The sequence below is a fragment of the Sorangium sp. So ce295 genome (assembly GCF_051527405.1).
GTDB classification, from domain to species: domain Bacteria; phylum Myxococcota_A; class Polyangia; order Polyangiales; family Polyangiaceae; genus Sorangium; species Sorangium cellulosum_B.
The window spans coordinates 13,514,550-13,533,064 of sequence record NZ_CP150324.1 but is presented as its reverse complement, the minus strand read 5'-3'; the positions used below and the strand labels follow the sequence as shown (position 1 = coordinate 13,533,064).

Genomic DNA, 18,515 nt, shown 5'->3' with positions numbered 1-18,515 from the left:
AAAGAGGGCGTCCGGACGAGAACAAACCGCGCAGCGCTCTCTTCTGCCGAAGGCGCTGCGGCGCGCTGTGCCCTCCAGTCGACCGCCGCCGGAGCGAAGCGCAGGGGGCGGCGACAGCGACGATGGCAGGGCTCGATCGCGCCCGACGCTCACTGCCACGTCGATGCACACGCCGGCTGGTCGGCCGCTCGATCGCCGGCCTCCGGCGCCGGGCCTGCCCGGGCGCCCGCGCCGCTCAGATCCGCGCCGTCACCGCGCGCAGGATCTGCCGCTGCGCCGCCGCGAACACGAGGAGCACAGGCAGGCTCAGGATCACGTTGCCGGCCATCACGAGGTGCCAGCGGACCCCTGTCCCCTGCTCCCGGAGGAGGGCGATGGCGAGCGGCAGCGTGCGTACCTCGTCGTCGGTCGTCATGACGAGCGGCCAGAAGTAATCGTTGTAGTGAAAGACGAAGCTGAACAGGAACAGCGCCGAGAGCGTCGGCCGCAGCATCGGGCCGAGGATCAGGTAGACGATCCTGAGCTCGCCGGCCCCATCCATCCTCGCCGCCTCGATGATCTCGTCAGGGACCGAGAGCAGCGCCTGGCGCACGAGGAACGTGCCGAGCGCGCTCACCCCGAAGGGCAGGATCAGCGCCCCGAACGTGTTCACGAGGCCGACCGAGCCGAGCATCGTGAAGACCGGCACGAAGGTCACCTGCGCCGGGATCAGAAGGCACGAGAGCACGATGACGAACGCGGCGCTCCGCCCCACGAACCTGAGCTTCGCGAGCGCATAACCGGCCGGGAGCGCGAGGGCGATCTGCAACAGCGCGATGGCCGTCGCCATGAACACGGTGTTGACGAAATACCGCATCACCGGCACCGCCTGGAGCACCTCGCGGTACGCGCCGAGCTGGAAGGCCTGCGGCAAGGGGTAAGCCGGAGCGCGGGTGATCTCGGGCAGCGTCTTCAGCGAGGTGATCGTCATCCACGCATACGGCCCGAGCCACACGATGGCCACCACGACGAGCACGGCGTCCGAGACGAGGCGGCGCGAGCGCGAGCTGAAGAGCCCAGCACCGGCGCCGCCGCTCTGCCCCGCCGTCATGACGGCCGCCTCCCCTGGCGAGGCGCGCCCGCGCGGAGCGCCCCGAGCTGCAGCACCGTCAACAGGAGCAAAAAGACGAAGAAGATCACGATCATAGCGCTGGCCCGACCGACCCGCAGGTTCACGAAGACGTGCTCGTAGATCGCGTAGACGAAGAGGGTCGTCGCCTTGACCGGCCCTCCCTGCGTCATCACGCGGATCACGTCGAACGCCTGAAAGGAGAGGATGAGGCTCGTCGTCGCCACGAAGGCGGCGCTCGGGCGGAGCAGCGGCCATGTCACGTGGCGGAACCGCCGCCACGGGCCGGCGCCGTCGAGCGCGGCCGCCTCGTGGAGCGCGCGGGGGATGTCCTGGAGGCCTGCCAGGAAGATGACCATGGCATAACCGGTGATCTTCCAGACGCTCACCGCGGCCAGCGCGAGCAGCGCCGAGCGGGGATCACCGAGCCAGCTCATCGTCGGCAGGCCGAGCCAGCGGAGCGCGACGGTGAAGAGCCCCTCGGCGTCGAGGATCCACATCCAGAGGAGCGCCACCGCGACCCACGACACGACATAGGCGCTGAACACCGCGCCCCGCACGAAAGCATAGACCGGCCCAGGGCGATCGAGCGCCACCGCCAGCGCGAGCCCCAGGGCGCCGGAGAGCGCCACCACGACGGCGCTGTAGCCGAGCGTGCGGAGCAGCGTGCCGGCCAGCTCGCCGCTCTCGACGAGGACCTCGTAGTTCCGGAGCCCGACGTACCGCGGGGGCGTGAGCAGGTCCCACGCGAAGAAGCTGTTCTTGGCCGCGAGCAGCAGCGGGATCAGGAAGAACACCGCCAGGAAGGCCGCGGTGGGCAGGAGGAGCAGGTAGGGCGAGAGGGGGTGTTTGGGCTTCATCGCTCGCGCGCCGCGCGGACGGCCTCGGAGAGGGTCTCGGCGGCGTCGCGCGGGGCGAGCACCGCCTCTTCGAGCCGGGGCTGCACCGCCTCGCGCTGGACGCGGAACAGGTCCGGAGACCAGGGCCAGGGCGCGGCGTGCGCGAGCTGGTCCACCGCGACGCGGTCGTTCGGGTGCGCGGCGTAGTAGCCGCCCTGCCGGAGCACCTCGAGGCCGCGGCGCGAGACGGGGATGTAGCCCGTCCGCGTCGCGAACGAGTTCGCCTGCTCCGGCTGCATCATCCAGCGCAGGAACGCGAACGCCGCCTCCTGCGCCGCCGGCGCGGCGCCCCGCGGCATCACGAACATCGTCCCGCCCGTGGGCACCGAGGCGCGCACGTCGCGCGGCAGCGGGGCGGCGCCGACCTCGAACTTCCCCGCGCCCGCCTGGCTCGCGTTGTCCTCCAGGTACCGGAGGAACGCTGTCGAGGTCCAGATCATCGCGACCCGGCCCGCCAGGAAGTCGGTGTTCGTCACCTGCCACGCGTTGTAATCGCGCCCAGGCGGCGGCTTCATCGTGCGGTCCTCGTGCACGAGGGTCTGCCAGAACCTGAGGGCGCGCACGCCCGCCTCCCCGCCGAGCGTGGGCGTGCCGTCCGGGGCCACGACGTCGCCGCCCGCTTGCCCGACGAGCGCCGCCCAGAACCACCAGTCGACAGGGCACTCGAAGCCCCACCGCCGCGTGCTCTCGCCGTCGCGCACGACGAGCCGCGCGGCCGTCGCGCGGAGCTCGTCCCAGGTCGTCGGCGGCGACAGCCCGAGCTCGCGAAACAGATTCCGGTTGTAGTAGGCGATCGGCGTCGATCGGTTGAACGGCAGGCACACGAGCGGGCGCTCGCCGCCGCCCACGAACGTCCCCGACTGGCCGAGCGCCTCGACCACGTCGAGGTCGCCGCCCGGGGCGTCGGCGAGGAAGCGATCGAGCGGCTCGAGCACGCCCGCCTCGGCCAGGTAGGGCACCACCTCGCCGACCACGTGCGTCAGGGCGGGCGCCGCGCCCGCCGCGAGCGCGGTCCGCAGCTTGGCGAGCGCCTCGAAGTAGTCGCCCTGGTACACGGCGTCGATGCGGTAGCGGTCCTGCTCGCGGTGGAACTGGTCGACGAGCGACAGGAGCACCTCGCGGTTCTTGCCGCCGTAGGCGAACCACAGCGAGCCCTCGATTCGCGCGCCGTCGACGCGCGCGCGCCGCGCGCAGCCGATCGATCCCGTCGCGGCCGCGGCGAGCGACGCGGCGAGCGCCCGGAGCGCGTCGCGCCGCGAGCGCACGGCGCGGCCGTCCCCGCTCATGACGCGGCCCGCGGCGGGGCGATCCGCGCGCCGGAGCCCGCGTCGAACCAGAGCACGTCGCGAGGATCGAGCCGCGCGCGCACCGCCTCGCCCGGCGCGGGCGTCGCGAAGCCGTGCGCCCGCGCCCGCAGCCGCGTCCCGCCCGCGTCGAGGTACAGGAACGTCTCGGCGCCGAGCGGCTCGGCCACGACGACGCGCGCCTCGACCTCCACCTCGCCCTGCGCCCCGGCGTCGCCGTGTGATCCGCGCCCCGGCGCGACGCGCAGGTGCTCGGGCCGCACGCCGGCAATGGCCCGGTCGGGGAGCGCCACCCCCGGCGGGGCGGGCAGCGAGAGCGCCGGGCCCTCGTACCGCTCGCCGGAGCGCTCGAGCGGGAGGAGGTTGATCGCCGGCGTGCCCAGGAACCCGGCCACGAAGGTGTTCGCCGGCGCCTCGTAGATGGCGCGCGGCGGGCCGACCTGCTGGAGCTCGCCGGCGCGGAGCACGGCGATGCGGTCGCCCATGGTCATGGCCTCGACCTGATCGTGGGTCACGTAGACCGACGTCGTGCCGAGGCGGCGCACGAGCGCCGCGAGCTCGACACGGAGCTCGGCGCGCAGCGCGGCGTCGAGGTTCGAGAGCGGCTCGTCGAAAAGGAACGCCGCGGGGGCACGCACGATCGCGCGCCCCATGGCGACGCGCTGGCGCTCGCCTCCCGAGAGCTCGCCGGGGCGCCGGTCGAGCAGGTGACCGATGGCGAGAAGCGCCGCCGCCTCCTCGACGCGGCGCGCCCGCTCCTCCCGCGCGACCCCGCGCATCCTGAGCGGGAAGCCCATGATGTCGCGCGCGGTCATGTGCGGGTAGAGCGCGTAGCCCTGGAAGACCATGGCCACGTCGCGGTCCTCTGGCGCGACGCGGCTCACGTCGCGCCCGCCGATCGACACCGTGCCGCCGTCGGGGCTGTCGAGGCCCGCGATCAGCCGGAGCGCCGTCGATTTGCCGCAGCCCGAGGGGCCGACGAGGACGAGCAGCTCGCCGTCGTCGACGTCGAGATCCAGGCCGGCGAGCGCGGGGCGCTCGGCGCTCGGGAACCTTCGGGTCAGGCCTCGGAGCGAGAGGGTGGCCATGGCAAAAGCTCAGGTGGCGAGCAGGACGAGCCCGGGGATCGTCTCGGCGACCGCGAGCAGCTTGGGGCTCGGGGAGACCGCGACGGGCACCCGGGCCGTCCGGAGCAGGGCGGCGTCGTAGGCGCTGTCGCCGAAGGCCGCGAGCACCGCCGGCTCGGGGAAGATGCGCTCGAGGGCGCGGGTCTTCCCCTCGCCGTAGGTCGCGGGCGCGCCGAGCTCGGGGGCGAGCCGGCCCTCGCGGACGGCCGGGGTCATCGCGGCGATGCGCTCGGGCGCGACGCCGAGGCGCGCGACGGCGCGCACGATCACGGCGCGCGGCGACGCCGAGACGACGTACACCGGGACGCCGCGCGAGCGCGCCCAGTCCAGGATCGGCAGCAGCGCGGGCCGGATCCGCCCGGCGTGGCCCTTCTCCTCGAGCACGCGGTCGACGAGCGCCGCGAGCTCGTCCTCGCGCCACCCCGCGAAGGCCCAGGCCATCATCGCGAAGGCCCTGTCCTCCGGGTAGCGCTCGGCGTTGAACGCCGCGTAGAGCGCGCTCGCGATCTCGTGCGCGCCGCCCTCCGCGGCGACGCCGAACGCCTCGGCCTCGCGGCGCAGCGCCGCCTCCGCCTCGGGCCGCGCGAAGCGCCCCGCGAGGAACGCCTCGAAGAGGTCGACGCCCACGTCCCCTTCCCAGAGGGTGCCGTCCGCGTCGAACGCGAGCGCGGGGCGCGTGGCGTACGTGCCGTGCGCGGCCTCGATCCGCCGCAGGATGTCCGTCGTGCTCTCGCGCGGGATCGTCGCGCTGCCGTCGAGGTGTGCCGCCGTCATGGTCTCCCCGGGGCCGGACGCCTGGTCCGACCGAGGCCTACGCCTACTGCGGCGCCCGCGTCGCGTCACGCCTGTCCACGTCGCGTCACCCGGCAGGAACGCCGATCACACCGAGGATCCGGGAGAAAACAACAGGGAGACGGGGAGGCGAGGAGGAAGAGAAAGGAAAATAAAATCTCCCCGTCTCCTCGCCTCCCTGAGAAATCTCTCCTGTTTCTCGAGGTTCAGTCGGTCCGGCGCGCCACGAGGCGTCACCGCGCCTTCTCGAAGAGGGAGTGGTGCAGGACGCCGACCGCGGAGGCGACGTGCGCGTCCTCGATGACCATCGACAGGTTCACGCTGCCCGTGGCGTAGCTGAGCATCTCGACGTTGACGCCGGCCTGGGCCATCGCGTCGAGCACCTGCGCGCCGACGCCCTTCTGCCTGGGCATGCCCTGGCCGACGATCACGAGGGTCGTCCGGTTGGGCAGGACCTCGCAGGCGCCGAACTGCTCGAGCTCGGGGAGCGCGCGGCTGAGCTTCCCGAGGTCGTCGGTGGTCATCGAGACCGAGACCTCGGACGTGGTGATCACGTCGATCACGACCTCGTGCCGGGCCAGCACCGCGAGCACCTGCGCGAGGAAGCCGACCTCGCCGAACATCCGGGTCGAGCTGATCTTGAGCACGACCTGCCGCTCGCGGTAGGCGATGCTCGTCACGGGCGGGGACGCGGCGTCGGTGTCGAAGCCGATGACCGTGCCGGGGTGATCCGGCCGGTTGGTGTTGAGGACCCGCACCGGGATGCCCTTCTCCATGGCGGGCAGGAGCGTGGAGGGGTGCAGGACGCGGGAGCCGAAGAACGCGAGCTCCGCGGCCTCTTCGAAGCGCATCGTGGGGATGTTCCGGGCCGTCTTCACGACGCTCGGGTCGGCGGTCATCACGCCGTCGGTGTCGCTCCAGATCTGCGCCTCCTCGGCGCCGAGCCCCGCCGCGACCAGCGTGGCCGTGAGGTCGCTCCCGTTGCGGCCGACGGTCGTGATCTCGCCCGCCTCGTTGCGGCCGACGAAGCCGGTGACGATCGGCACGATCCCCTCGGGGACGCGCTCGGCGAACATGGCCTTGATCCGGGCGTCGAACCCGGGCAGCGGGCGCGCGCGGCCGAAGTTCGCGTCGGTGATGAAGCCGAGGTCCCAGACGTCGTAGGCGCGGGCCGGCACGCCGCTCCTCGCGAAGAAGTCCGCGATGCAGCGCACGGCCATGCGCTCCCCGAAGCTCGCGATGTAGTCGAGGCTCCTCGGGCTGAGCTCCTTGACGAGGCTGATGCCGCGCAGGAGATCGGCGATCTCCTCGTAGAAGGGCGCGAGGAGGTCGGGCGCGCAGCCGAGCGACTCGGCGACCGCGCGCTGCTTGTTCACCGGGACGGAGGGATCGAACCGCCCCGTGGCGGCGGCCTTGGCGGCGTTGATCAGCGCGTCGGTCATGCCCTTGTGCGCGGAGCTCACCACGACGGGGCGGCGGGCCAGGCGGGCTCTGACGATGTGAAGAACCTTCTCGATCTGCGCGCGGCTCTCGACCGAGCTGCCGCCGAACTTCATGACGATCATGCGCGTGCCTCCATGGGCCAGCTGGCCCGGTGGGCGCGAGAATAGTCGCGGTCGGCGGTTAGGCGAGCCCGGCCTGACGTTGACGCGAGGTGCTAAGAGCCTGTCGCGGTAGCCGACCCGACCAGGCGGGCGAGGGGCCTATGCCTCGGTCGCCAGGAGGGCCCGGAAGCTCTCGCGCTTCGTGAGCAGGAGCCAGCGCAGGTTCTTCATGAGCGTGCCTTGCTCCGAGAGGGCCGCGTGGCTCAGGAGGACGAGCTCGGCGACGCTGATCCCTTCCCGCACGTCCTCCGGGGAGACCTTGACCCTGCCATCCGCCGCGGCGCGGCAGCGGGCGAAGCGGGAGATCACGACGGTGGCCAGCGAGAGGTCGAGCACGGCCGCCAGGAGGTGCCTCGGCGCCGAGAAGATGTGCCGGCGCTGGAGCACGAGGCGCAGGTAGTCCTTCACGGCGGCCCCCTCGTCGCCGGCGAGGAAGCGATCGACCGTGCTCACCCGCTGGAGCTTGAACGGCCTGGGGACGAACATCATATCGACGGTGCCTCTCCCGAGCATCCAGGCGGCCTTGTTCCCGAAGCTGCGCAGCGCCTGGAGCTCCGTCCACGAGGCCTTCTCGACCCGGTGGGGCTCGCGGACCCGCGACGGATAGCAGAGGTTGCCGAGGAGATAGGCGAACAGCACCCGCGCATAGAAAGAGGGCTTCTTGCGGGGCGCGAGCGGCTCAAGCTCCTCCTTGCCGGCCTGCCCGAGGGCGGCGTCGACCGAGGCGTCCGTCGCGCGCCCCTGGCCCTGGGGGAGAGCGCGCTCGAAGGCCGCCGTCCAGTCGTAGAGCCGGGCCAGCGTCGACGCCGGCGACGCGCCGGTCGCGATCTGCTCTTCCCAGTGCCTCGCGGCGCGCAGATAAAGCGGCTGGGTGAGGATCACGCCGCTCAGCGTCGCCAGCGCCGTCGACATCCGCTCCGTGTCGCCTCGCTGCTGGAGCTTCGCCTTGAGCTGGCGGTCGACGGGCTTGCCGTAGTTGTCGCGGATGGACGGGCACAGCTGGGAGAGCTGCGCGACGACGGCATCCTTCTCGTCGCGGACGAACCCGAACGGGAACGCCTGGCACGACTTCGGGATGTACTCGTGGCCGAACCGCTTCTGCATGCTGCAGAGCATGTCGTCGTCGAGGAAGACGCACTGGAGCTGGCGATCCCGCTCCCGCACGGGCAGCACGCCGCGCCCGATGACGAGGGCCCCCTCTTCCCCGACGCGCTCCCGCACCCAGGGCTCGGCGAGGTACCGCCTGGCCTCGTCGCCGCTGAAGCGGATGTTCCACGGCATCCGGCAGCACCGAGCTGGGCAGTCGCGGCACTCGAACTTCTGATTCGGGGGGTGGCTCGAGGGAGCGATGAGCTTCGTCGCCATGGGGCGGCGGGACCATACAACGCCACGGAGATCGGCGCTCGATCCGGCGTCGATCCCCGCGTGCCCATCGCGCCCGGCGTGGGGCAGCGAGCCAGTGGGCTCAGGCGTGGCGACGGCGATCGGCGAGACGTCGACCGACAAAAAGACAGCGCCGCCGGGGCCTCAGGGGGGCGAAGGCCACGCCGGCGGCGCTGCCTCCCATGAAGCACTGACCGTGCCATCCGGACGACCCCTAGGAAGCACCCCGAATTGCGGCCATGCGTCAGGGACATCCCCTACACGTTTCGTTTTTGAAACGTCACGGTCGCAGCATTGAACGATTGTAAGGGTTCTTTTCTTACCACCGCATTTCGCCCCGGACGTAACAATTCCAGTCAGTCCAGGCTCTTTTCGCTGTTGTCGCAAGTTTTGCTGCGTTCCCTGGTCGAGCGCTGTACCTCTCTTTCAGGAGAACACCATGCGACTTGCTCTTCCCCTGTCGGCGGTCACAGCGATGTCTCTCGCGCTCGCCGCCTGCGGCGACGACGACCAGATCTCACCGCTGGGAGCGGCGTCCAGCACTGGCGGCCAGGGCGGTGACGACGGCGAGGGCATCGCGCCGGACGGGAAGGCGGACGGCGAGGCCTGCGCGGTCAACGAGGACTGCCTCGGCGGGCTCTGCTTGACCGAGGAGGAGTTCGGCTGGGCGGGCGGCTACTGCACGAGGCTCTGCGACACGGCGCTCTTGCCGTGCGGGGAGGGCTCCGAGTGCCTGCCGCAGGGCAGCTTCTCGCTCTGCCTCAAGTCCTGTGAAGAGACGTCCGACTGCGGGAGGGCGGAGAATACGTGCGTCGACGTGACCGACGACGGGTGGACGATGTGCTTTGGCGGCTGCGAAGACGACGCGCAGTGCAAGGGCGCCTGCGACGAGGACTCCGCGTTCTGCGTCTCGTCGGGTGAGATCTGCGACAGCGGCGAGGACGAGGACAAGGACGGCCTGCAGGACTGCGAGGAGCGCGACTGCTCGACGAAGGCAGCGTGCGTCGAGGGCGTCGCCGCGGCGTGCGCGGAGGCCACCGACGTCTCGGAGGGCGGGAGGTTCACCGGCACGACGGAGGCCGGCACCAACCTGTTCGCGGCGCTCTGCCCTGGACTCATCACGTCCGTCACGGGCACGGGCATGCGAGAGCGGGTGTTCCGGTTCGTCGCGCCGGCGAAGGGCGCGGTCCAGATCGCCGCGACGGCGACGGCGCCGGAGGCCGACTTCGACTGGTACATCCGGGAGAGCTGCGACGACGAGGCGACGCTGCTCGGCTGCGTCACCGCGTTCACACCCGAAGAGGCCCCGCTGGAGCTGCTCACCGAGCCCGGTCAGACCTATTTCATCTTCATCGAGGGCAAGAACGGGATGGACGCGTCGTATACGCTCGACGTGTCCTTCGCGGAGGAGATCTGCGGGGACGGAGCGCGCGTCGGCGCGGAGGAGTGCGACGACGGAGACGCCGTGGATGACAACGCGTGCAGCGACGAGTGCAAGGTGAACCTGGAGCCGCTGTGCGCGGCCACGGCGACGCTCACGGAGGCAACGACGGTGGGCGACACCTCCGAGGGCACGCAGGGCGTCACGGCGTCGTGCGGCGGCGAAGGCGGGGAGCTCGTGTACCGGTATACCCCGGCGGAGAGCGGCAACCTGACGATCACCGCGACGCCGGAGGGCCACGCCGATGTCGTCCTCTACGCGCGCAGCGACTGCGCAGACCAGGGCAGCGAGCTCGCCTGCGTGGATGATCCCGACGACTCCGGGTGGCCCGAGTCGATCACGGTGACGGCGACGGCGGGCCAGCCGATCGACATCTTCGTCGACAGCTACAACGCCGCCTCCTCGGGGCCGTTCACGCTGACCATCGCCCCGGCGGAGTGACCTGAAAACGCGGACCGGCCGTCCAGGAGGCTCCGCCTCCGGACAGCCGGGAGATCGCGCTGGCGCTGCGCTCGTTACCGGAGCGGGAGCGCGGCCTCCTGGCCCTTCATGCTGGGCAGGTCGATCACCTGGAGATCCGCCGTCACGACCTCGCCCGCCTTCACCTGCACGCCCGTCCCGATGCTCGTCGACTCGACGTTGACGATGTAGCCGCCGGTCGGGAGCCCGGACACGCGGAACGAGCCGTCCTCCACGGTGACGGGGTAGAACATGCCGATCGCGCCGTCCTCCCCGATCTGGGTGGCCATCATGAGGCGAGCCCCCGGGAGCGGCTTGCCGGCCACGGTGACGCGGCCGCGGATCTCCCCGGTGCCCCGGGGCGCAAAGGCGATGTCGTGCTGCGTGGTCTTCCCGTCCTCGATGCCGACCGCCGCGAGCATCACCTCCTCGCCTCGCCGCATCATGACGCGGAGCTCGCCGGGCGGGACCTGGTCGAAGTGGAAGGCGCCGTCCTCGTCGCTCACCGTGTTCACGAAGCCGATCGGGCGGTGCATGAGCGTGAGCCGGGCGCCGGCGATGGGCTTGCCCTCGGCGTCTCGCGCCACGCCGGAGAGGCTGCCGCCGGGCGACATCACGAGCTTCACCGGCTTCAGGCCGTCGCAGTTCGCGACCTCGATCTCGGTCGAGCTCACGGCGTTGCTGCCGTCATAGCCGCGGACGACGATCGTGCCCTTCGGCACGTGCGGCAGGCTGAAGGAGCCGTCGTCCTCGGTCTGCGCCTGCGCGGCGGCCTCCATGGACAGGCTGCTCAGCTCGCCGACGGCGAAGAGCGACTCGGCGTCCACGTACACCCCGGGCAGCGGAGCGCCGGACGAGTCCACCGCCTGCCCGCTCAAGGTACATCCCTTCGAGAGGGTCAGATCCATCTTCTCGACGTCTCCGACGCGCACGTTGACGTTCGTGGAGAACGCGGGCGCGAACTCCGCCGCCGTCGCCCTGACCACGACGTCCCACGAGGGCAGCTGATCGACGCGGAACGAGCCGTCCGGGCTCTCGAACGTGCGAGAGAACAGGGGCGGCGTCGCCGGCGTCTCCGCCGTCACGGCCGAGAGGATGTCGATCGAGAAGCGGCGCACGGGCTCGCCCCGCTCGTCCAGCACGCGCCCCTCGATGACGCCGCTCTTCGGCAGCACGAGGCTCACCGCCTCGCCGGGGCGCGCCGTGGTCGACGTGGTCCCGTATCCATCGACGCTCGCGCTCAGCTGGTAGGTGCCGTCCGGGAGCGTGAGCTCGAACCGCCCTGCGTCGTCGCTCTTCACGGAGCCCGCGGTCGAGAGCACGTTGCCGGCGACCTCGAAGGTCATGGCGACGACGGTCGCTCCGGCGAGGGTGTTCCCGTCCGTGCCATAGACGAGGCCGCTGATCGCGGGCCGCGCCTCCTCCTTCGCCGCCGCCGGCGCCGGGCCGCGCACGAGCGCCCTGTTGCGGTAGCGGACGTGCTTCTCGGCCCCGGCGGCCGGGGCACTCGCCCCGGCGGTCTGCTCGTCCCCGGAGCGGAAGGCGAGGAAGAGGGCGACGCCGGCGAGGGCGGCCAGGAGCAATCCGGCGGCGATCCACAGGGGCCGGCGCGAGGGGTTCCGTTGCGACGAACTCGGTTGCATCATTGTTCCTCCAGACAAGTTGACCTGGCTAGAGCCCTCGAGCCGGGAGCTCGGCAGAGGCGGAGAAGAGAGGGGGCCGCCGGCGTTCCGCCGGCGCCCCCTCCTCAATCCGCACGACGCGATCGACGAGCGCCTCCCCGACCTGCCCGGGGCCGTTACTATGGGCTTTCTGCAGGGAGGCTCTCGCCGATCGGTCGGACGCCGGGCGCCGTCTCAGAGCCCAGTGAAGACCGGTCTCAAAGGCACGCCGTCAGTAGCAGTGCGGGGCGAACATGACCGGCGTGGGCATCGACAGCGCGGAATAGAACTGAATCGTGGCATTGATGTAGCCGTTGAAGTCGTTCTCCATCCCCACGAAGTTGCAGATGGGCGCCTTCTGGAGCCGTGAGGTGATGCCGGTGCTGGGCGGGAACGCCACGGTGCTGGGCGGGATCGGCACGGAAGGCAGGAGCGAGATGCTCCCGTCCGTGAAGTAGAAGGAGTTCCAGTCGCAGTCGTTGTTCCCGATCGTCGTCGCCTGGCGAAGGAACATGTTGGAGGCAACGGCGGCGCCCGGGGCCGCCACGACGCCCCACTTGCACACGTAGCCGCACTCATCGTTGAACGGGGTGCCCGCCTGCTCGGCCAGCTGGCAGACGGTCGTACCGACGGGCACCTTCCTCAGCCCGGTCTTCATCGAGACGTTGTAGATACAGTCGTTCCGGATGGCCAAGGCGCTGCCCGAGATCGACGTGATGGTTGCGAAAGCGAGCACCCAACGAGCGAAATTCTTCATGAGAAATACCTCCGAGGAATCGAATCTGTGGTGAAGTTTGATGCAGATACCTATCCAGATCGTCACCCAAGGGATGCAATCCCCCGGGGCCTGCGCCAGGAGAGCGGTGCCCCGACGGGCGCGACGCACGTCGTCGTCGTCCCGTCACGGTCACGCTCCCGGAGGAACCCGCCCCGAGGTCATGACGCGAACAACAGGAGACTATTCTCCCCGCGGTCTCACGCAAGCACTTTTGACTGGCATCTTTCCGGTCAAAAACAGGACGGAGTTAGAACCATGGATAATACCGGCACTCCTCGATTATGAACTCGTGCCCTCTGCCGTGAACGCACCCCGCGGGCGCCTACATCCGGCCGAAGTATCACGCACCCGCGCCGAGAGGCGGTGTACGGCGGCGCCTCGAGGCGCCGCCGAGGGCGCGAATCGCCGGGGAACGCCGAGGCGGGCGCGCGGCCGAGGCACAAGGCAGCTCCGTCCCGCCCCCGGCGCTCGATCTACCTACCTACCTACCGAAGACGCCCCGCGAAGGCGCTTGTGGGTATGGCCCCCCCATGCGGCTCCGATGAGCACCGCGGAGCCACACCGCGCGGCGGCGCGACGGAGCGCGGGAGTCTCGCGATGATGGGATATCGAGACATCGAGTCGCCGCGCGGCGGCGGGTGCGTCCCGGCCTCCCGGCGACGCGCGCCACCGGACGCGCGGCGGCGGACGCGCGCCGTCCGGGCCGGACGGGGTCACCGGTAATCCCGGACGTCCGGCGGCGTCCGCGCTCGTCAGCGGAGCGTGACGGCCAGCCGGTACGCGAAGAGGGCCGCGGTGCCCGAGGCGCCAGACGCGGCGCGGACGCGGAGGAAGTACCGCCCCGCCGGTAGCGCGTGAGCCCCGGGGTGGCGCGGGGCGTCCCCGGTGCCGTCGAGGATCGAGCAGTTGCCCCGGCCGCCGTCGTCATCGTCCGCGATGAGCGAGCCCGCGGCGTCGAGCAGCGACAGCCGGCTGTCGATCTCGAGCGACTCGCACGCTTCCTCGCCGCCCTCGATGATCTCCGCGCGGATCGACCGGTTCTCCGGGACATCCACGGCGTAGAAGTCGAAATCGTCGGTCGCCCGCGCGCCGGCGATGAACCCGTCGGATCCGACGGATTTGCTCGCCGTGGCGATGCTGCCATTCGGCTCCTCCTCTGCGCCCGCGGGCGCGAGGATCTTGGCCTGGAGGAGGTAGAGCGGAAATTCCGCGCCGCCCTCGCGCGCCGCGACCTCGACGTCGTGGTCGCCGGAAGGCAACGCCACGACGAGCGCCGAGCATCCGCCGATGCCGCCCGCGTACGCGGTGTCGGAGAGCCCCTCGTCCGTCGCGACCGTCCCGCCCGCCGCCTCGAGCACGCGGAGCGTCGTGACGAGGCCTCCGTCGCAGCCCGCCGCGGTGCCGTCGAAGATCTCGAGGCGCACGACCGAGGCGACAGGCAAGCTCAGGCGGAACACGTCCCTGTCGCCGCCCGCCGCGAGGCTCGCCGCGAGGAGCGCGTCGCCCGAGATCACGAGATCGCTCGCCCCGGCCTGCGCGGGGGTGTCGTTCGGCTCGATCTCGGCGGTCACCGCCTCGAGCTGGCAGGCGGGGCTGCACCCGTCGCCGCCCGCGACATTGCCGTCGTCGCACCCCTCCGGCGCGTCGAGCAGGCCGTCGCCGCAGACCGGGAGCCTCTCGCAACGGGCGCTGCACCCCGCGCCTCCGTCGCACTCCTCCGCGCCCTGCCGCACGCCGTCGCCGCACGAGGCGTCGAGCGAGACCCGCAGCGTGTAGCGGGCCCCCGGCTGCTCCGGGAAGCCGCTGACCCGGACATGGTATGTCCCGGGATCCAGGCGGCGCGCCGCGGCCCCGGCCGGGCTCCTCGAGTCGATGAGCGAGCAGGCGCCGATCCCGCCGTCGTCGTCGGAGGCGAGCACGGTCGCCCCGTCCGGCGAGAGGAGGGAGAGGACCGTGTCGACGCCCTCGGCGCACCGCGCGGGGCCGCTCGAGTCGAAGGTCTCGAGCCGGAGATCGGAGACGGTCGTCACCTGCAGGGCGAAGAGGTCGACATCGCTGTCCGGCTCGATCGCGCCGGACACGAGCGCTCCCGGCGCGACAGGGCCGTTCGCCTCGGCCTCGGCAGGGGTCGAGTTGGGCTCGATCTCGGCGATCGCGCCCTCGATCCGACATGCGGCGTCGCAGCCATCCCCGCCTCCGGTGTTGCCGTCATCGCAGACCTCGGGCTCGTCGATGAAGCCGTCTCCGCACACCGGGATGCGCTGGCACGTCGCCCCGCACGCGGCGCCGCCGTCGCACTCCTCCAGGCCCTCGACCACGCCGTCGCCGCAGAGGGCCGTCGTCCGCGCGCGCACTGTATATCCAGCGATGGAGTCTCCTCCATCATAGCCCTGGACGCGCACGTAGTAGACGCCCGGCGCGGCGACGGCGGCGCGGAGTCGGGAGCACCTGGCTTCGCCGCCGTCGTTGTCCTCGGCGATCACGGCGCCGTCGGGCCCGAGGAGCCGCACAACGGTGTCGATGCCGCGGCACGAGGTCGGGCCGGTCGCGTCGAAGGTCTCCACCTCCAGCTCGGCCACGCCGGGGACGTCGACGGCGAAGAAGTCGAGCTCTCCCGGCGGAGAGATCGACGCGGTGAACAGCGCCCCCGCCGCGGTCGCCCGCCCCGCGGTCGCCTGGCCTCTCGCGTCGTTCGGCTCGATCTCCGGGAGGGTCCCCTCGAGCTGGCACGCGGCGCTGCAGCCATCTCCGCCCTCGGTCCCGCCGTCGTCGCACGCCTCGCCGCCGTCGATGGCTCCGTCGCCGCACACCGGGATCCGCGCGCACTCCGAGGAACACCGCTCCCCGCCGTCGCACGCCTCGCCTTCCTCGATCACCCCATTGCCGCAGAGCGCGGTGAAGGCGATGAGGAGGTCGTACCCGGGGATGGACGCGTCGTTGTTGAACTCCTCGACGGTCACATAATACGTGCCCGGCTGGAGCCGTGTCGCCCTGTCGTCGACGCTCGAGTCGATGAGAGAGCAAGCCTCGGGGCCGCTGTCGTCGTCGCTCGCCAGCGCCGTCGCGCCGTCCACGTCGAGCAGCTGGAGGAAGGTATCGACTCCCTCGGCGCACTCGTTCAGCCGCCCGGGGCTGAACGTCGCGAGCTGGACGTCCGCGAGGCCCGGCACCTCGAAGGCGAAGACGTCGATATCACCGAGGGGCTCGATCGCCGCCGAGACGAGCACGTTCGGCCGGAGCGCGGCGCGCCCCTCCGCCTCCGCCGCGGTGCCGTTCGGCTCGACCTCGGGAGAGCGGAGCTCCAGCTCGCACGCCGCGCTGCAGCCGTCACCGCCGGTCGTGTCGCCGTCGTCGCAGAGCTCCGGATCCTCCAGCACGCCGTCGCCGCACACCGACGTATCCAGCGTGAGGGAGAGCGTGTAGTCGAACGTCGCGGGCTCCGCTCCAGGGGAGATCTGCACGCGGACGAAATACTCGCCAGAGCTCAGCTTGCGCAGCGCCAGGTAAGAACAGGTATCGTCGTCGGCGACATCGTCGTTGTCCTCGATGCTCGCCAGGCTCGCGTCAAAGATCGTCACATGGGTATCGACGCCGAGCGAGCTGCAGGTCGTGCCCAGCGGGCCATCGAGCGTCTCTGCCTTGATGCGCCCGACCGACCCCTCGGGGACGGTCACCGAGAACACGTCCACGTCGGATTCGGGGTCGATGAACGCGCGGATCCGACCGCCGGGCGCGATGGCGAAGGCGTCGTTGGCCGACGCGAATCCGTCGTTCGGCTCGACCTCGCAGCCGGACTCGACCCGACACGCGCGCGAGCAGCAATCGCCGTCCTCGTCGCCGCCGTCATCGCAGGTCTCCGCGCCGCCCAGCGCGCCGTCGCCGCACCCGCTCGTACAAACGCTCGGCGCCCCGGCGCACGCGAACCCAGGCTCGATCGCGCAACCCGGATCGCACCCGTCGCCGGCCGTCCGATTCCCATCGTCGCACACCTCGGCAGGAGCGCTGATCGCCCCATCGCCGCACACCGCGCCGGGCGCGCCGCCCTGCCCACCGCTGCCACCTTCTCCGCCGCTACCGCTTTCTACATCGCTGCCGCCCTGTCCACCGCTGCCGCCCTGTCCACCGCTGCCGCCCTCTCCGCCGTTGCCCCCGACTGCGGACACCTCGATCTTGCTGCGGTCCGGTGAGACGAGCAGATCGCACCCGCTCAGGGCAATCAGCGCCATACCGAGGAACCATGGAAGAGCGGTCCTGGGGGAGAAAATCATGGGTTATGAGGCCTCTGCTCGGCAGCATCGCGAGGATCACGGCGATCGCGGCATTCACGGCGATCACCGCAGGCGCGCCGCAGGCTGGCCACGACGGCGGGGGCGGCAGCAGACCGATGCTCCGCGGCTGCGTCAAGAGAGGACGAGCGCGCCGCGCCCTCAGTACGTCACGACGATCGCCTTGCGGAGGTACTCTTCGCTCTCCAGCTGGGAGAGCATGAAATACGCCAGATCCTCGCGCGAGATCGTGGAACCGCCAAAGAGGTAGCCCTCCGGCGGCGAGGGGTCGACTTCGGCGCGGCACTCCTTGGTGAGCCGCCCGTCGGTGAGCTTGGGGACGCGCACGACGGTCCAGGCCACATCGCTCCGGCGGAGGGCCTCTTCCATGCGCAGCATGTCGGAATACCTGTTGCGGAGCATCGGCTTGACCAGGAGCCGGAACCAGAGCGCAGGCTGCTGCTCCTCGCCGATGCCCGCGGCGGTGACGGCGATCAGGCGGCGGACGCCATGCTCCTTCATCGCGCGCAGGACGTGGACGATGCCGTCCGAGTAGACGCGCGTCGGACCCAGGCCGCGCGACCCCAGGGCCGAGAGGACGGCGTCGTGGCCGGACACGGCGCGCGACACCTGCTCGGCATCCATGATGTCGCCGCGGAGCGCGCGCAGCCGCTCATGGTGCGGGACAGGGATGGTGGCGGGCGTGCGCGCGAATGCCGAGACCTCGTGTCCAGCCTCCAGCGCCTGACGGATCAACGCGGCGCCCGTGCCCCCGGTCGCCCCCAAGATCAGCAGCCTGCTCATGTGCCCGCCAGCCTACCCGGTCCGCCGCAGCGGGTACAGTTTGCGCCCGAATGCCTCATCCATCGAGATCTGCTGGAGATCCGGGCGAGCGGGGCCCCGCCCTTCAGGCCCCGAGCCGCAGCCAGGCGGCCACGCCGAGGTGATCCGAGCCGGAGAACGGCGCCCGCTCGCAGCGCGTGATCGCCCACCCCTCGCCCGGTTGAACGAAGACATAATCGATGCGACGCAGCGGCAGGCCCGCGGGCCAGGTGCCGCCCGCCTTGCCGGGGTGCGCCTGCGTCCAGGCGTCGAGCCAGGAGCCGTTTCCGGCGCTCGCCTGGAGATAACAGACCGCCTCTTCGCTGGGGAGCGCGTTGAAGTCGCCCATCAGCACGGCGCCGTGGCTCCCCGACTTCTGGCGCTCGCGCGCGGCGAAGCTCACGAGCTCGCGCACGGTGCGCGCCCGCGCGCGCTTCGACAGCGAGAGGTGCGTGACGAGCACGTCGACCACCGCGCCGGCGTGCCGGATCGCGGCGCGCAGGACGACGCGCTGGCTGTCGCGCTCGAACGGGTCGTCGCGATCGAGCGTGAGCGCCTCCACGGAGTGATCGAGCACCTCGATGTCCTCCCGGCAGAGCAGCGCGACCCCCTCGCACTCGCCGCTCGCGGCGACCCTGCCCGGCGCGAACCAGGCCCGGTATCCGCCGGCGAGCCGCGAGAGCTCCCCGGCCTGGCCGAGGTCGCCGCTCGCCGCCGGCGCGTGCACCTCCTGGAGCCCGAGGAGGCCAGGGCGCAGATCGCCGATGAGCCTGGCAAGCATCGTCCGGCGCCGCTCCCAGAGGGCGACTCCCCCCCAGATGTTCTGCGTCAGGACGACGAGATCGCGATCGTGGCTCAAATGCCTCCTCCTC

The 18,515-nt window shown here is 71.4% G+C and carries 13 protein-coding genes; 1 reads left to right on the top strand and 12 read right to left on the bottom strand.

Annotation, left to right across the window (positions count from 1 at the left end):
- Window positions 1-235 precede the first annotated feature (235 nt).
- The 7 genes from WMF11_RS51165 to WMF11_RS51135 all read right to left on the bottom strand — a co-directional run bounded on the left by WMF11_RS51165 (window position 236) and on the right by WMF11_RS51135 (window position 8,199).
- On the bottom strand, window positions 236-1,090 hold the full coding sequence (locus WMF11_RS51165) for a carbohydrate ABC transporter permease (protein WP_437975951.1): 855 nt from the start codon (window positions 1,088-1,090) through the stop codon (window positions 236-238).
- Entirely contained in the window at window positions 1,087-1,968 is an 882-nt protein-coding gene (locus WMF11_RS51160) for a carbohydrate ABC transporter permease (protein ID WP_437975950.1), read from the bottom strand. The genes WMF11_RS51165 and WMF11_RS51160 overlap by 4 nt, the downstream gene beginning before the upstream one ends.
- A complete protein-coding gene (locus WMF11_RS51155) occupies window positions 1,965-3,293 on the bottom strand; it encodes an ABC transporter substrate-binding protein (RefSeq protein WP_437975949.1) in 1,329 nt (442 codons plus the stop codon). The genes WMF11_RS51160 and WMF11_RS51155 overlap by 4 nt, the downstream gene beginning before the upstream one ends.
- Window positions 3,290-4,399 (bottom strand): ABC transporter ATP-binding protein, encoded by a 1,110-nt coding sequence (locus WMF11_RS51150; protein WP_437975948.1) that lies wholly within the window; start codon window positions 4,397-4,399, stop codon window positions 3,290-3,292. The genes WMF11_RS51155 and WMF11_RS51150 overlap by 4 nt, the downstream gene beginning before the upstream one ends.
- Window positions 4,400-4,408: 9 nt before the next feature.
- Complete coding sequence (locus tag WMF11_RS51145; RefSeq protein ID WP_437975947.1) at window positions 4,409-5,212, bottom strand: HAD family hydrolase; 804 nt, start codon at window positions 5,210-5,212, stop codon at window positions 4,409-4,411.
- A gap of 251 nt (window positions 5,213-5,463) precedes the next feature.
- A complete protein-coding gene (locus WMF11_RS51140) occupies window positions 5,464-6,795 on the bottom strand; it encodes an aspartate kinase (protein WP_437975946.1) in 1,332 nt (443 codons plus the stop codon).
- Between the two features lie 138 nt (window positions 6,796-6,933).
- Window positions 6,934-8,199, bottom strand: a complete 1,266-nt coding sequence (locus tag WMF11_RS51135) for a YkgJ family cysteine cluster protein (RefSeq protein ID WP_437975945.1) — start codon at window positions 8,197-8,199, stop codon at window positions 6,934-6,936.
- Between the two features lie 457 nt (window positions 8,200-8,656).
- On the opposite strand from WMF11_RS51135, the gene WMF11_RS51130 reads away from it, so the two are divergent.
- Window positions 8,657-10,099, top strand: a complete 1,443-nt coding sequence (locus WMF11_RS51130; RefSeq protein WP_437975944.1) for a hypothetical protein — start codon at window positions 8,657-8,659, stop codon at window positions 10,097-10,099.
- A 74-nt stretch (window positions 10,100-10,173) separates the two neighbouring features.
- Here WMF11_RS51130 and WMF11_RS51125 read toward each other — a convergent pair whose 3' ends face one another.
- The 5 genes from WMF11_RS51125 to WMF11_RS51105 form a co-directional block, all read right to left on the bottom strand.
- Window positions 10,174-11,763, bottom strand: a complete 1,590-nt coding sequence (locus WMF11_RS51125) for an MSCRAMM family protein (RefSeq protein WP_437975943.1) — start codon at window positions 11,761-11,763, stop codon at window positions 10,174-10,176.
- Between the two features lie 247 nt (window positions 11,764-12,010).
- Complete coding sequence (locus tag WMF11_RS51120) at window positions 12,011-12,514, bottom strand: hypothetical protein (protein ID WP_437906295.1); 504 nt, start codon at window positions 12,512-12,514, stop codon at window positions 12,011-12,013.
- Window positions 12,515-13,308: 794 nt separating this feature from the next.
- Window positions 13,309-16,782 (bottom strand): DVUA0089 family protein, encoded by a 3,474-nt coding sequence (locus tag WMF11_RS51115; RefSeq protein WP_437975942.1) that lies wholly within the window; start codon window positions 16,780-16,782, stop codon window positions 13,309-13,311.
- A 201-nt stretch (window positions 16,783-16,983) separates the two neighbouring features.
- Window positions 16,984-17,625: an NAD(P)-dependent oxidoreductase gene (locus WMF11_RS51110; RefSeq protein WP_437975941.1), complete on the bottom strand. Its 642-nt coding sequence runs from the start codon at window positions 17,623-17,625 to the stop codon at window positions 16,984-16,986.
- A gap of 103 nt (window positions 17,626-17,728) precedes the next feature.
- A complete protein-coding gene (locus WMF11_RS51105; protein ID WP_437548265.1) occupies window positions 17,729-18,502 on the bottom strand; it encodes an endonuclease/exonuclease/phosphatase family protein in 774 nt (257 codons plus the stop codon).
- Between the last annotated feature and the right edge of the window lie 13 nt (window positions 18,503-18,515).

Coding starts and splice junctions, on each gene's coding strand:
- WMF11_RS51165 (WP_437975951.1), bottom strand. CDS start 1,090: ATGACGGCGGGGCAGAGCGGCGGCGCCGGTGCTGGGCTCTTCAGCTCG.
- WMF11_RS51160 (WP_437975950.1), bottom strand. CDS start 1,968: ATGAAGCCCAAACACCCCCTCTCGCCCTACCTGCTCCTCCTGCCCACC.
- WMF11_RS51155 (WP_437975949.1), bottom strand. CDS start 3,293: ATGAGCGGGGACGGCCGCGCCGTGCGCTCGCGGCGCGACGCGCTCCGG.
- WMF11_RS51150 (WP_437975948.1), bottom strand. CDS start 4,399: ATGGCCACCCTCTCGCTCCGAGGCCTGACCCGAAGGTTCCCGAGCGCC.
- WMF11_RS51145 (WP_437975947.1), bottom strand. CDS start 5,212: ATGACGGCGGCACACCTCGACGGCAGCGCGACGATCCCGCGCGAGAGC.
- WMF11_RS51140 (WP_437975946.1), bottom strand. CDS start 6,795: ATGATCGTCATGAAGTTCGGCGGCAGCTCGGTCGAGAGCCGCGCGCAG.
- WMF11_RS51135 (WP_437975945.1), bottom strand. CDS start 8,199: ATGGCGACGAAGCTCATCGCTCCCTCGAGCCACCCCCCGAATCAGAAG.
- WMF11_RS51130 (WP_437975944.1), top strand. CDS start 8,657: ATGCGACTTGCTCTTCCCCTGTCGGCGGTCACAGCGATGTCTCTCGCG.
- WMF11_RS51125 (WP_437975943.1), bottom strand. CDS start 11,763: ATGATGCAACCGAGTTCGTCGCAACGGAACCCCTCGCGCCGGCCCCTG.
- WMF11_RS51115 (WP_437975942.1), bottom strand. CDS start 16,782: ATGGCGCTGATTGCCCTGAGCGGGTGCGATCTGCTCGTCTCACCGGAC.
- WMF11_RS51110 (WP_437975941.1), bottom strand. CDS start 17,625: ATGAGCAGGCTGCTGATCTTGGGGGCGACCGGGGGCACGGGCGCCGCG.